We start from the raw sequence: 13,648 nt of genomic DNA, 5'->3' as shown, positions 1-13,648 counted from the left end.
GCGCTTCGACGGGCTCAGCGAGCTCAGGGGAGGCGCTTGGACATCTCCGTGATCCAGATCGGCGCGAACGGAGAGATGCACCCCGGTGCGGTCGGATAGTCGGCGAGCACCTGGAGCTCCTCCCCGATCGCCAGCGCACGCGGACGCAGCTCGGGATGGCGGATGCCGATGTGGGCGAGCGTCTCATTCATCGCCCACTGCGGGCGCGACGGAGCATCCTTCATGTTCCGCTCGATGAGATCCAGCAGGCCGTCCAGATCCAGGCCCTCGGACCGCCCTTTGGCGATGCGGTCAGCGGTGAGGGACCACGCCGCCGCCGACACGGTGGGATCGGCATCCTCGAACCAACGAAGGCGCAGCTCGTCGGCCAGCGGGGACTTCTTGGCGAGGTAGTTCACGAACCAGTCGTTCACCTTCGGCACCGCGGTCTGACGCAGCATGGCGTCGAGCTCGTCCGCCGTGAACTCCTTGGGCCGGCAGATAAGCATCGAGAGGAGCCTCGGCGCCGTCTCACCCGTCGCCCAGAGCTGCTGGGCCAGCGCATGGTCCGTCTTGATCTGCTTGGCGAGCACCCGCATCTTCGACAGGTGGATGCCGTGATCATCGCCGCGCTTCTCGTTCGCGGCACGCATCTTCGGATCCTCGAGCGCCGCGAGTTCGTCGAGCGCCCAACTCAGCTCGGTCATGGATCCAGGCTAGATCAGCCGTTCGTCTCGCGCCTCGTCCGCAGTCGTGGCAGGGTGGCAGAAGGGTGGAACGTCGGGGAGGGCGTGTTGTGAACAGATTCTTCCAGCGGTCGGTGGGTCTCGCGGTGATCGTCATCGTGCTGCTCGCCGCCGGTCTGCTGTGGTGGGGCATCGCCGTCACCGATCCGCCGACCCTCTGGGAACCCGCCCACCTCACCCTCGCGGGCGTGTGGGATGTGCTCTACAGCACGGAGCTGCCGAACCTCGGGGTCCTCGCCGTGGCGCTGGGCATCGCCCTGTTCCTCGTGCTCTTCGTCGTGATCAGCGAGCGCATCGTCGCCAGCAGGTACCGGCGAGCAGGCTCCGAGGTGACCAAGCTCACCCTCGCGCCCCGTGCCGTCATGGAGCGGACGAGGGGCGTGTTCGCCGGCGATGTCACGGTGACCGTGCTCATCCCCGCACACAACGAAGAGGCTTCTCTGCCTCACACGCTCCGGTCGCTGCTCGAGCAGAGCACCCCGCCGAACCGGATCCTCGTGGTCGCCGACAATTGCACCGACAACACCGCCGCGGTCGCCCGTGAGTTCGGGGCCGCCGTGTTCGAGACGGTGGGCAACACGCACAAGAAGGGTGGCGCGCTCAACCAGGCGCTGGCCGATCTCCTTCCGCGGCTCGGCGACAACGACACCGTCATGGTCATGGACGCCGACAGCCAGATCGGTCCCGACTACCTCGCCGAGGCCGTCCGGCGGTTCACCGCCGACCGGGCGCTGATGTCGGTCGGAGGGCTCTTCGAGGGTGAGGAAGGGCACGGCCTCCTCGGCCAGTTCCAGCGCAACGAGTACTTCCGCTATCAGCGCGAGATCAAGCGCAGGGATGGCCGCGTCTTCGTCCTCACCGGTACCGCTTCGGTCTTCAGGGCGTCCGCGCTGCGCGGTGTCGCGGAGGCACGCGGTACACAGATCCCGGGTCGCAAGGGCGACGTCTACGACACCTTCGCGCTCACCGAGGACAACGAGCTCACCATCGCCATCAAGTCGCTCGGTGGCCTGACCGTCTCCCCGACCGCCTGCACGGTCGTGACCGAACTCATGCCGACGTGGCGGATGCTCTGGGCGCAGCGCCTGCGCTGGCAGCGCGGAGCACTGGAGAACCTCGGTGCCTATGGCGTCACCCCGCAGACGCTGCGCTACTGGGCTCAGCAGATCGGCATCGGATACGGCGTGCTCGCGCTGTTCGCCTACTTCCTGCTCATCATCCTCATGATCGTCTCGATGGACACCTGGGTCTGGTTCCCGTTCTGGCTCGGGATCGGCCTGCTGTTCGCAGCGGAACGGGTGATCACGGCCTGGCGCGGAGGCTGGCGGGCGCGGCTGGTCGCCGTCCTCGTTTTCCCCGAGCTCGTCTACGACTGCTTCCTCAACCTGGCGTTCCTGCGGGGCGTGTTCGAGATCGCGTTCGGACGCAGGGCGACGTGGAAACACGTCGAGCACGGAACCGCGAAGGGGGCGACGGCATGATCGGGCTGGTGCGCACGGGCTTTCTGCTGCCCGAGTCGGTGCTGTACTCGGACTGGTTCAGCATCCTCGCGACCTTCGTCGCGATCAACACGGTGATCTACGTGGTGCTCGGCATCACCAAGGTGCTGCCGAAGATCCGGATCCGCCGTCGCAACGGGGCGAGCAGGCGCTCAGAGACCAGGAGCATCCACCCCGACGCGCCCGCGTAGCTCCCTGAGCTGATCGGCCATCTCCGCGGCGGGCGTGGGGAGGCCGAGATGGAAGCCCTGTGCGAGTCGGATGCCCAGCTCGCGGGCGAGCGCGACCTGCTGCTCGTCGGAGACGCCCTCGACGAGCAGTCTCGCTCCGGCATCCCTGGCCGCCGCCAGCAGCGAGAGCATCCGTGCGCGGGCCTCGCTGTCTGCGGAGACCTCCCAGAACAGCGCCCTGTCGATCTTCACCACGTCCGGCTGAAGCGTTCTGATGCGCGCCTCGTCCGCGCACGCGGCGCCGGCGTCGTCGACGAGCAGTTTGCCCCCGAGGTCGTGCACACGACGACGGATCGTCGGCAGGTCGGCACGGGTCGCGCCCTCGTAGAGCTCCAGACCCCACGGGCGGTCAGCGCGCGACAGGATGCTGGGCAACTCGTCGCGCAGCATGGTCGTACCAGAGGCGTTCATCGTGATGACGAGATCGTCGGGAAGGCCTGTCGTCGCGTCGACGGCGAGGGAGATCAGCGCCAGCTCGAGATCGCCGCGCAGGCCAGCGGCCTCCGCTTCAGCCAGGCGCTGCGGCGGCGGCGTGCCATCGGCGAAGCGGGCGAGAGCCTCGAACCCCACGACGCTCCACGCCTCCAGATCGACGATCGGCTGGAAGACGATGCGGGCATCCGCTGCGGCGGATGTCGCGCTGGGGGAGGCGATGCGCCCGTGCGAGACCACGACTCAGTGTATCGGTCGAGTTCACGAAATCGTTCGGCGGAAACCTAGACAAAGGTCGTAGGCTGTAGGTGGGGAAGGCCCAGGGGAAGGGCCTGATGAGGGGAATGGGAACATGCTGGTCGAGGGGAACCGCGCGCCTTCCGCAGGCGAACTGACAGGCGACAGCTGGCCGATCCGGATGGACAGGCGGACATCGACGTATTCGATCGTGACCGCCGGGATCGCACTCCTGTTCTCGGTGCTCGGGGCGTTCGAGCTGTTCGAGAATGACATCACGCCCTTCGAGGCCGGCCTCTCACTCGGCATCCTCGTCGCAGGTCTCGGCGTCGGAGCAGCGGTCATGGTCCGCGGCATCGAGCTGCCGCGCTGGCTCGGAGCCGCTCTCGTCATCGCGCACGCGCTGATCTCGATCTACTACCTCGGATTCTCGGACGAACGGCAGAACGCCATCGCGGCGCTGCAAGAGCTTCCCGTGATGGCCATGTACTTCGCATGGTTCTACGGCCCCCGTATGGCACGGATCGGCGAGGGCATCATCATGACGGCGGTGGCGATCGCCGCCATCGCGGGGCCGTTCACCACGATCGACGGCCTCCTCGGCCCGGCGAACCTCCTCGGCGCCGCTTTGTTCACGTGGCTCTGCCTGGAGGCCGGGCTGTTCGTGCGGCGGCGGATGCTGCGCGAGTCCCACTCGGACGAGCTCACCGGAGCACTGAACCGCCGCGGTTTCGTGGGTCGGGCGCAGGTGGAGCTCCGAAGGGCGGAGCGGCACGCCCGCCCGGTCAGCGTCGCGGTGATCGACATCGACAAGTTCAAGGCCATCAACGACACCTCAGGCCACGCGGCGGGCGACGACGTGCTGCGCGTGCTCGTGTCTCAGTGGGAGCTGCTCTCCCGTGAGACGGACTTCGTCGGTCGCCTCGGCGGAGACGAGTTCGCGCTGCTGCTGCCGGAGACCGACGAGACGGATGCGGCGTCGCTGATGCGTCGGCTCCGTGAGTTCGCACCGCACCCGTGGTCGTGGGGCGTCGTCGAAGCTCGGCGCGGGGAGAGCATCGAGCAGGCGATCAGTCGCGCCGACGAGGCGATGTACGACGACAAGCACCGCTGAGCGCGGCTCAGTCGCGCCCCTCGACGAGCTGACCGCGGATGCGGGCCAGATCCTCGAGGAGTGATCCGATCAGGATCCAGTGCGCCGATGACGGCGGCGTCACCTGCAGGGGCGCGGTCAGTGCAGGGATGACCGAGGTCATGGCATCCGGTTCCGGCGTGAGGTCCGCGGCCTGCACGGCCAGCCGCACGTCATGACCTGCCCTTCGCAGCTGTTCGGCGATGGCGTGGACGGTCGGCTCGTCGCCCAGGGCGTCGTCATAGTGGTCGACATAGGCGCGGGTCATGCCGATGAGCTGCGTCACGATCGGCGAGAGGCGATCGAGCAGCGCATGCAGCTCATGCAGGTCGTCACGATGGGCCGAACCCCGCGGGTTCAGGGCTAGCGACTCGTCGCCGGCGGCGATGGCGGCCTGCGCCGCGGCCTGCATGGGCCGCAGCAGCCGCGCCTGCAGCATGATCTCGTGCAGCCGGGCCGGCTCCATCGGCGAGGGCAGTGCATCGGCGAGCCTGTCGAGGGCGGCGGCGAGTTCCTGGCCGAGCAGGCCGAGCGATCGACGGGCAGGCTCGACGAGAACCGGCGGGACGACGAGCACGTTGACGACGAAGCCGATGGCGGCACCGATCAGGGTCTCGAGGATGCGGTCGATGGCGTAGCCGGGCGTCGATGAGCCGAGCGCGAGCACGAGCATCGCCGAGATCGCCACCTGGTTGCCGGTGCCCGGGCTCGCGCGCAGTGCCCAGGCGACCAGCATCGCCACGACGATCGCGAGCAGCACGACCCAGCTCTGCGGGCCGAGCGCGAGGCTGAGGCCCACGGCGATGAGCACGCCGATGATGACGCCGACGCTGCGCTCGAGCGCCTTCGCGAGCGACTGGTTCACGCTCGGCTGCACGACGAGCAGCGCCGCGATCGCGGCGAAGACAGGGAGCGGGCCGGGAATGAGCCAGGAGGCGATCAGCCATGATCCGATCGTCGCGACGGCGGACTTGACGACCTGCAGCAGCGAGCCGCGCTTCGCGCTGCGCACCGCCGCCGTCATCCGCATATCGCCAACGCTACTGCGTGGCTCCCGAGCTCGACACGCCAAATCCTGACCTCCGAAAGGGGGTCATTTTCCGGTCAGTCCGGATGGGGCGTCTTTCCAGCCGCTACGTTTTCCGCGGGGAGCAGTACAGATCTTTTTCTGGGGATTCATTTCGATGCGCGGCGTGAGCCGTGCGTGGGGTAAACGCCAGGGGGAGTCTGACGTGAAGAAGTTCCTTGCCGCGACGACGAGCGTGGCCGCGATCGCGGCCCTGTCGATCGCTTACGCACCTGCGGCCATGGCCGCACCGGGTGACGGCACCATCACGGTGACGGTCGTCAACGACCGCAACGTCAACAGCACGCGCGACGCGGCCGATCTGCCGCTGAACAACGTGCAGGTGCGGATCACCGACTCGTCCGGGCACACCGTCACGCGGAACACCAACGCCACAGGGCAGATCGTGCTCGCGGCGGGGGATGCCGGGAACACCCTCGTCGGCGGCAAGTACCGCATCGACGTGGCGAACCCGAGCACCGGCACCTACACCGAGGCGCCGATCCTCGACGGGCACGCGGACCCGCAGTTCGCTCCGGCCACCTCGTTCGTCGACGTCCTCGACGGCGAGGCGGCGGCGGTCTCCGTCGGCTACGTGGACGTCTCCACGCTCGGCCCCGAGAACGCCCAGATCTTCTCCGCCATCCAGCCCGACAGCATCTGGCCTGGCGCATCCGAGAACAAGGAGATCTACACGGTCCCCTACCGTCTCGACGAGGCGGTCAGCCCCGTCACCACGCGTGTCACCACCGGATCGGTGTACGGCATCGGCCTCGACCAGGATGCCCAGAAGATCTACGCGGGCGCCTACGCGAAGCGCGGCTCCACGTACGGCTCCGGCGGGCCAGGAGCGATCTACCGCGTCGACCCGTGGACGGGTGCCACCGAGGTGTACGCCACGGTCGCCGACGTCGGAACGACCGAGCATGACATGACCAGCACGAACGCTTCCGGTCACGAGACCCAGGACTACGACTTCCGCACGGCGGTCGGCCGCGAGAGCCTCGGCGACGTCGAGGTCACGGACGACAGTCGGTTCCTGCTGGCGGTCAACATGCACACCGACTCGATCGTCGTGTACCCGATTCAGAGCGGCGTCGACCCCGCACCGCTGCAGACCTTGCCGATCCCGGCCGTCGGAGAGTGCGCCGCCGACTGGGCGCCGATGGCGATCGAGCAGCACGACGGAAAGATCTACATCGGAGCCACCTGTGGCGCCACCTCCGAGGCATCGGTCATCGAGTACGACCTCTCCGCCGAGGGCATCCTGACGCCCACCGGTGTGGTGCTGACCGGCGACCCGACGACGGCGCCCGGACACAGCGGCGTTCACTCCGGCAACATCCCCACCGCCGCGGAGTGCGAGGACGTCGACTGGATGCCCTGGCGGGACGACGTCCCCCAGCCGTGCATCGACAACTCGGCGGCGGTCACGCCGCCGGACCCGGCCGGGCAGGGCCTTGCGCGACAGTTCTCGGTTCCGCAGCCGATGCTCTCCGACCTCGCGTTCACCGAGGAAGGCGGCCTCGTCCTCGCGTTCCGCGACCGCGGCGGAGACCAGTACAGCTCGATGCTCTACTACGGTGCGCGCACCTCGGGTCTCGCGGCGTACTCGAACTACATCGCGACGGGCGACATCGTCGCCGTCTGCGTCGACGGCTCGACCATGGACTTCGACTGCCGTGCCGACTTCAACGACTTTGGTGGATTCCACAATGAGGCCGCCTTCGGCGGCATGGTCTATGTCGAGGGGACCGACCGTCTGGTCATCAACCAGATGGACGCCACCGAGCTCTGGTCGAACGGTCTGCGCGCTTTCAACCCGGCGACCGGCGCGAAGGCCGCGGGAGCGACGGGCACGGCTGACCGCCTCGTGACCAACGACTTCCAGAAGGCTCAGGGCCTGGCCGACATGGAGGCTCTCGTCCGCGAGACCGTCCAGCAGATCGGCAACCGGATCTGGCTCGACGACGACGAGGACGGCCTTCAGGACCCGAACGAGCCTGCGGTAGGCGGCGTCCAGGTGTCGCTGTACACGGCGGCCGGCGAGTTCGTCGCGACGACGGAGACCGACGAGAACGGCGAGTACTACTTCGACACCACCGACGGCCTGCTGCCCGGTACGCAGTACCAGGTGCGTCTGGACCGCGCAGACGACTTCGAGGCAGGCGGACCGCTGGCCGGAACCACGGTGACGATCAACGGCGCCGGGAACACGTCAGCCAACGACGGGTATGACAACAACGGTTTTGCGGCCACGGTCGGCACCGACCAGGTGATCGTCGCGAACGTGACGACGCCGGCGGACTACCGCAACGACCACTCGATCGACTTCGGGTTCATCCCGGCGAAGGTCTCGATCGGTGACTATGTGTGGCTGGATGCGGATCGTGACGGTCAGCAGGATGCGGGCGAGGCGCCGGTCCCCGGCGCGACGGTCCGGCTGCTCGATGCAGACGGCAACGAGGTCGACTCGACGACGACGGATGCGAACGGGTACTACTCGTTCACGGATCTGCGTGCGTCGAGCGACTACACGGTGGTGTTCCCGATGACGGTCACGGTCGATGGCGCGGTGTATGCGCTGACGTCTCCGGAGCAGGGCGACGCTGCGAGCGACTCGAACCCGGCCGTGGCGACGGGCGAGGCCCCGGTGCGCACGCCTGCGGACGGCGACAACCTGGGCACTCCGGGTGACGCGGACGACCCGACGATCGATGCCGGCTATGTGGCGGTCGTGTCGGTGGGCGACTACCTGTGGATCGATGAGGACGAGGACGGTGTGCAGGATGCCGGTGAGCCGGTGGTTCCTGCGGGCACCGAGGTGCGTCTGCTGACGCCGGAGGGTGACGAGGTCGCCACGGCTGTCACGGACGAGAACGGCTACTACGTGTTCCCGAACCTCCCGGGCGGCACGGATTACATCATCGAGTTCCCGACCTCCGTCACGGTGGACGGCATCGAGCATCCGCTGACGACGCCGAACCAGGGCGACGACGACGCCGCGGACTCGGATCCCGACCCCTCGAACGGTCGGGTGGAGATCACGACTCCTGAGTCGGGGCAGAACTCGACCGAGCCGGGCGAGGCCGACGATCCGACGATCGACGCGGGGTACACGCCGAACGTCGTCTCGATCGGTGACTACCTGTGGATCGACGAGGACCGCGACGGAGTGCAGGACGATTCCGAGGTGCCGGTCGGCGGCGCGACGGTGAACCTGCTGAGCGCGGACGGCGAGACGGTCATCGCGACCACGACGACCGACGAGGACGGCTACTACTTCTTCGCGAACCTTCCTGCGTCGACGGATTTCCTCGTCGAGTTCCCCACGACGGTCACGGTGGACGGCATCGTGTACTCGCTGACCGAGCCGTCTGCGGGTGATGACAACGCGGAGGACTCGAACGCGGACCAGGCCACGGGTCGTGCTCCGGTGACGACTCCGGCCGAGGGCGACAACCTGACCGGCCCTGGTCAGACGGATGACCCGACGATCGACGCGGGCTACATCGCCCCGCTGGTCTCGATCGGCGACTACGTCTGGATCGACACCGACCGCGACGGACAGCAGGATGAGGGCGAGGTGCCGGTTCCCGGTGCCACGGTGAACCTGCTCTCCGCCGACGGCGAGACGGTGATCGACACGGTCGAGACGGACGAGAACGGCTACTACGTCTTCACCGACCTGCCCCCGGGAGTCGACTACATCGTCGAGTTCCCGACCGAGGTGACAGTCGACGGGGTCGTCCACGTCCTCACCGCGCCCGGGCAGGGCGCGGGGGCCACGGACTCCAACCCGGCGATCGCGACCGGACATGCGCCGGTGACGACGCCGCTGTCCGGCAACAACTCGGCAGAGCCCGGTGAGGCCGACGACCCGACGATCGACGCCGGATTCGTGCCGGTGCTCGTCTCGATCGGCGACTACCTCTGGATCGACGAGGACCGCGACGGCATCCAGGACGAGGGCGAGACCCCCGTCTCCGGTGCCACGGTGACCCTGCTGACGCCGGAGGGCGACGTGGTCGCGACGACCACGACGGATGAGAACGGCTACTACGTTTTCCCGAACCTCATCAACTCCACCGACTATGTCGTCGAGTTCCCGCTGACGGTGACGTTCGACGACCGCGACTACTCGCTCACCCAGCCGGGTGCGGGCGACGACGATGCGGCCGACTCGAACGCGGATGTCGTGACCGGTCGTGCGCCGGTGACGACGCCTGCCACGGGGAACAACTCGACGGAGCCCGGTCAGGCGGACGACCCGACGATCGATGCGGGCTATGTCGCGCCGCTGGTCTCGATCGGAGACTACGTCTGGATCGACACCGATCGTGACGGCGTGCAGGATGCTGCGGAGGCACCGATCCCGGGCGTGACCGTGACGCTGCTGACCCCGGAGGGCGACGTCGTCGCCACGACGGAGACGGACGAGAACGGGTACTACGTGTTCCCGAACCTGCCCACTTCGACGGACTACATCGTCGAGTTCCCGACCTCGGTCGAGATCAACGGTGTGGAGATCACGCTGACCACACCGAACCGCGGTGACGCGGACGGTGCGGACTCGGACGCCGACCCCGCCACGGGCCAGGTGCGTGTCACGACTCCGGCTTCCGGTTCCAACTCCACGGAGCCGGGTGAGGCGGATGACCCGACGATCGATGCCGGCTACCTGCCGTCGCTGGTCTCGGTGGGTGACTACGTCTGGATCGACAAGGACGGCGATGGCGTCCAGGATGCGGGTGAGAAGCCGCTGGCCGGTATCGAGGTGAAGCTGTTCGACAAGGACGGCAACCTGGTCGAGACGACGAAGACCGACAAGGACGGCTACTACTCGTTCACGGATCTGCTGCCTGGCACGGAGTACCAGATCGAGTTCCCGACGACGGTGACGATCGACGGGGTCACCTACGACCTGACGCGATCGAACCAGGGCGACGATGACGATCGTGACTCGGATGTCGATCCGAAGACCGGCCGCGTGGTGTTCACCACACCGCTGAGCGGGTCGAACTCGGGTCTGCCCGGTGAGGCCGACGGGCCCGACATCGATGCCGGCTTCGTGCCGCAGTCGCCCCTGGCCCTCACGGGTGCGGTGGTTCCGTGGCTCATCGTTGCCGCGGCGATGACGATGCTGCTTGTCGGTGGTGCCCTCGTCCTCCGGCGCCGTCAGACGGCATGACATCGCAGGGCGCGAGGGCTGGGGAGCCCTCGCGCCCACCGGTAAGGTGCAGAGAGTGAAGAGAACCGTCGCGCTGGCCGCCGCCCTTGTGGTGGCGGCCTCGCTCGTGGGGTGCAGCGCGGACGAGCCGGCCCCGCAGGCCCTGGATGTCGTGCACGTGCCCGAGGACGCGAGCCTCACCGAGGCCGGCGGCATGGTCGCCGAGGGCGGCATCATCCTCATCGCCCCCGGCACCTACACCGAGAGCCTCGAGGTCGCAGCCGACGACGTCACGGTTCGCGGCGAGGACCGCAACACGGTGGTCATCGACGGCGAGCTTACCCGCAGCAACGGCGTCGTCGGCACCGGTGAGCGCATCACGGTCGAGAACCTCACCGTCCGCAACCACCTGCAGAACGGCGTGCTCATCACCGGCGCGACGGACGAGAACGGCGCCGGCGTCGCGCGGGGACCGGACGGCTACCTCCCCGAGGACGTGTCAGACCCCGTCCCCGGCTACCTCGTGCAGCAGGTCACGGCGAACAACAACGGCCTCTACGGCATCTATGCGTTCAACCGCACAGACGGCGTGCTGCGCGACAACCTCGCCAGCGGCGGATCGGACTCCGGCATCTACGTCGGCCAGTGCGCCGAATGCCGCGCCATCGTGCAGGACAACGTGATCGTCAGCAACGCGGCGGGCCTCGAGCTCGCCAACGCGTCCGGCGTCGTCGTCACCGGCAACCGGATCGTCGGCAACCGCATCGGCATCAGCGTGCTGAGCAACTACCTCGAGGCGCACGGACCGACACGAAGGGTCCAGATCATCGGCAACGTCGTCGCGGACAACAACGAGTCCGAGACGCCAGAGCAGGCGAGCGGAGCCTTCGGGATCGGCATCGGCCTCGGAGGCACCGTGGACGCCGTCGTGCACGCCAACCTCATCACCGGCAACTCGGCCGTCGGCCTGTGGATCACCTCCTCGGAGGACTTCGCACCGACCGGATCGGATGTCGCAGGCAACGCCTTCGACGCCAACGCCCTCGACATCGCCCTCGCGCCCTCCGAGATCGCACCCGGCGAAGGGAACTGCTTCGCCCTGGCAGCAGGGACGACGACGAGCCCCGCCGGGCTGTCAGGCTGCACCGACGAGCCCGGTGCGTTCACCCCGTCGGCGGGCCCTGCCGGCGTGCTCTTCTCCGAGGTCCCGCTTCCTGCCGAGCGTCCTGGCCTCACCGACGTCGACGAGACTCCCCGGAGCCTGCCGGAGCGCGTCGAGCTCCCGGATCTCGGCGACGTGGTGGTCCCGGCGGCGGACCTGCTCGCGGAGCCGGCCGGATGAGGCGACTGCTCGCGGCGTCCTGCGCCGTGCTCGTGCTGCTGCTGACCGGATGCCAGGCGGGGCTCTCCGACACCGGGGAGCCGCTGACCACGGAGCAGGCGGAGTCGCTCGCGCAGACGCGGTTCCAGCTCACCGCATCCGGGCCGCAGGTGCTCGAGATCAGCATCGGAGCGAAGGATGATGTCGACCATCTCGAACTGCAGGTGACCTACGACCCAGAGCGGCACGCGGCGTGGGGCACGATGCTCCGGGGACCCGAGGGGCTCGCGGTCGAGGAGCAGGTCGCGTTCGGACCGGATGCCTTCGCGAAGCTGCAGGACGGCCAGTGGGTCGTCGGCGGCCTCGACGCCGGCCCCGGCGCCGCTCTCGCCGTGGTCTTCGCCCTCGCGTCCGACCGTCCGGAGAACGCGCAGCTGCTGCGTCAGTCCGACGCCGTCTACCTGGGCAGTGTCGACGACGACGGCACGCTGCTCGACGTCTACCGCTCTCCGAGCGCGGAGGGCGCGACGGAGGCGAGAACGCGGTTCTGGCTCGATGAGGACGGGCGTCTGCGAAGGGTGGATGCCGGCGATGACGAATCGCTCGTCATCCGCGTGACCGACGAGGCCCCTCAGTCGCAGCCCGAGGGGCTCCCGTTCGCGGGGGAGAGCGATGAGTGAGGACGCCTCGTCCGGAACGACGCGGCGCGGGCTGTTCATCGGTGCGGGAGCAGCGGTGGCCACCGGTGTCGCCGGATGGGCCCTGCGCGGAACCGTCGAGCAGGGCTCGGCCGAGCCGGCGCCGGCGCCGAGCGCCGCGCCCTCCGGTTCCCCGCTGCCCGCCTCCGAGCATCGGGCGGGGATCACCTCGCCGGCGGTCCCGCAGCGCTACGTGCTCGTGCGGGTCCTCTCCTTCCCAGGGGTCCTCGCCGCAGACCTCCGTGCCCGCGCCGTCGCCGCTGTGCGGGACCTGCCGGAGGCGGCGGCGGATGCCGGAGAAGTGACCGTCACGGTGGGCTACGCCCCCGCGCATGCGCGGGAGCTCTGGCCGGAGCGCGCCGCCGCAGCATCCGAACTGCCCTCCTTCACGAACGACGCGGACGCGGTCGTCACCGGCGGCGACCTCGTCGTGCAGACCTGCGCCGAGACGGCCTCCGCCGTGCGGGATGCCGCGGACGCCGTCGCGGCAGCGCTGGGCGGGTCGGTGCTCTGGGAGCAGGGCGGCTACCGCGACGCTCCGACGCCGCACGGCACGGCGAGGACGTCGACGGGCTTCATCGACGGCATCATCAACCCGCGCACCGCGGAGCTGGTCGCCGCGGGCGTCTGGTCTGACGCCGAGCACCGCGACACCCACATGGTGGTGCGCAGGATGCTCATCGCGCCGGAGTTCGTCGCAAGGCCCGTCGGGCAGCAGGAGCAGGCCATCGGGCGTGAGCGCGCGACGGGAGCACCGCTGTCGGGCGGCGGGCCGGACGACGAGGTCGATCTCTTCGCCAAGACCGGTGACGGACGACTGCTCACGCCGAATGCGAGCCACGCCAGGCGTGCGCACCCGAACAACATCGGGCGGCCCCTCATGCTCCGGCGCAGCTACAGCTTCGACCCGCGGCAGGGGGCTGGCCTGGTGTTCATCGCGTTCGTGGCCGATCCGCAGACCTTCATCATGACCCAGCGTCGTCTCGATGAGCTGGACGATCTCATCGCGAGCACGTCGACGGACGCATCCGGATGCTTCTTCGTGCCGGGGGACGACCGATAACGCTCCTGCAACGGAACTGAGGCAAGCCTAACCATCTGATAAATTAGGCGAGGCTAACCAAGCCTCTGGCGCAGT

Annotated in this window: 10 protein-coding genes; 7 read left to right on the top strand and 3 right to left on the bottom strand. The window is 68.6% G+C overall.

The window, feature by feature from the left end; all coding sequences use genetic code 11:
• Nucleotides 1-23 precede the first annotated feature (23 nt).
• A complete protein-coding gene (locus ACWGJP_RS04585; protein ID WP_452328568.1) occupies nt 24-686 on the bottom strand; it encodes a DNA alkylation repair protein in 663 nt (220 codons plus the stop codon).
• A gap of 89 nt (nt 687-775) precedes the next feature.
• Between ACWGJP_RS04585 and ACWGJP_RS04580 the strand changes: the two genes are divergently transcribed.
• Nucleotides 776-2,206 (top strand): glycosyltransferase, encoded by a 1,431-nt coding sequence (locus ACWGJP_RS04580; protein ID WP_452328567.1) that lies wholly within the window; start codon nt 776-778, stop codon nt 2,204-2,206.
• Nucleotides 2,203-2,415: a hypothetical protein gene (locus ACWGJP_RS04575; protein ID WP_452328566.1), complete on the top strand. Its 213-nt coding sequence runs from the start codon at nt 2,203-2,205 to the stop codon at nt 2,413-2,415. The genes ACWGJP_RS04580 and ACWGJP_RS04575 overlap by 4 nt, the downstream gene beginning before the upstream one ends.
• Here the strand turns inward: ACWGJP_RS04575 and ACWGJP_RS04570 are convergent.
• Nucleotides 2,377-3,126: an EAL domain-containing protein gene (locus ACWGJP_RS04570; RefSeq protein ID WP_452328565.1), complete on the bottom strand. Its 750-nt coding sequence runs from the start codon at nt 3,124-3,126 to the stop codon at nt 2,377-2,379. The two genes, ACWGJP_RS04575 and ACWGJP_RS04570, sit on opposite strands and share 39 nt — an antisense overlap.
• Before the next feature lie 208 nt (nt 3,127-3,334).
• On the opposite strand from ACWGJP_RS04570, the gene ACWGJP_RS04565 reads away from it, so the two are divergent.
• Entirely contained in the window at nt 3,335-4,237 is a 903-nt protein-coding gene (locus ACWGJP_RS04565; protein ID WP_452328564.1) for a diguanylate cyclase, read from the top strand.
• Nucleotides 4,238-4,244: 7 nt separating this feature from the next.
• Here the strand turns inward: ACWGJP_RS04565 and ACWGJP_RS04560 are convergent, their stop codons facing one another.
• Entirely contained in the window at nt 4,245-5,285 is a 1,041-nt protein-coding gene (locus ACWGJP_RS04560) for an FUSC family protein (RefSeq protein WP_452328563.1), read from the bottom strand.
• A 202-nt stretch (nt 5,286-5,487) separates the two neighbouring features.
• Here ACWGJP_RS04560 and ACWGJP_RS04555 point away from each other — a divergent pair, with 202 nt between their 5' ends.
• Genes ACWGJP_RS04555 through ACWGJP_RS04540 form a run of 4 tightly spaced genes read left to right on the top strand, consistent with a single transcriptional unit; the run spans nt 5,488 to nt 13,573 of the window.
• Entirely contained in the window at nt 5,488-10,512 is a 5,025-nt protein-coding gene (locus tag ACWGJP_RS04555; protein WP_452328562.1) for an SdrD B-like domain-containing protein, read from the top strand.
• Between the two features lie 55 nt (nt 10,513-10,567).
• A complete protein-coding gene (locus ACWGJP_RS04550; RefSeq protein WP_452328561.1) occupies nt 10,568-11,833 on the top strand; it encodes a NosD domain-containing protein in 1,266 nt (421 codons plus the stop codon).
• On the top strand, nt 11,830-12,492 hold the full coding sequence (locus tag ACWGJP_RS04545) for a hypothetical protein (RefSeq protein ID WP_452328560.1): 663 nt from the start codon (nt 11,830-11,832) through the stop codon (nt 12,490-12,492). The genes ACWGJP_RS04550 and ACWGJP_RS04545 overlap by 4 nt, the downstream gene beginning before the upstream one ends.
• Nucleotides 12,485-13,573, top strand: a complete 1,089-nt coding sequence (locus tag ACWGJP_RS04540; RefSeq protein WP_452328559.1) for a Dyp-type peroxidase — start codon at nt 12,485-12,487, stop codon at nt 13,571-13,573. Before ACWGJP_RS04545 ends, ACWGJP_RS04540 begins: the two co-directional genes overlap by 8 nt.
• Nucleotides 13,574-13,648 lie beyond the last annotated feature (75 nt).

Source organism: Microbacterium sp. NPDC055903, from assembly GCF_053615555.1.
Note: the sequence above shows the minus strand (reverse complement) of the source record. Positions and strands in the feature narration are given on the sequence as shown.

Excerpts from the sequence above, each read along its gene's own strand:
- ACWGJP_RS04575 (WP_452328566.1), top strand. The coding sequence starts at position 2,203 with ATGATCGGGCTGGTGCGCACGGGCTTTCTGCTGCCCGAGTCGGTGCTG.
- ACWGJP_RS04585 (WP_452328568.1), bottom strand. The coding sequence starts at position 686 with ATGACCGAGCTGAGTTGGGCGCTCGACGAACTCGCGGCGCTCGAGGAT.
- ACWGJP_RS04540 (WP_452328559.1), top strand. The coding sequence starts at position 12,485 with ATGAGTGAGGACGCCTCGTCCGGAACGACGCGGCGCGGGCTGTTCATC.
- ACWGJP_RS04560 (WP_452328563.1), bottom strand. The coding sequence starts at position 5,285 with ATGCGGATGACGGCGGCGGTGCGCAGCGCGAAGCGCGGCTCGCTGCTG.
- ACWGJP_RS04545 (WP_452328560.1), top strand. The coding sequence starts at position 11,830 with ATGAGGCGACTGCTCGCGGCGTCCTGCGCCGTGCTCGTGCTGCTGCTG.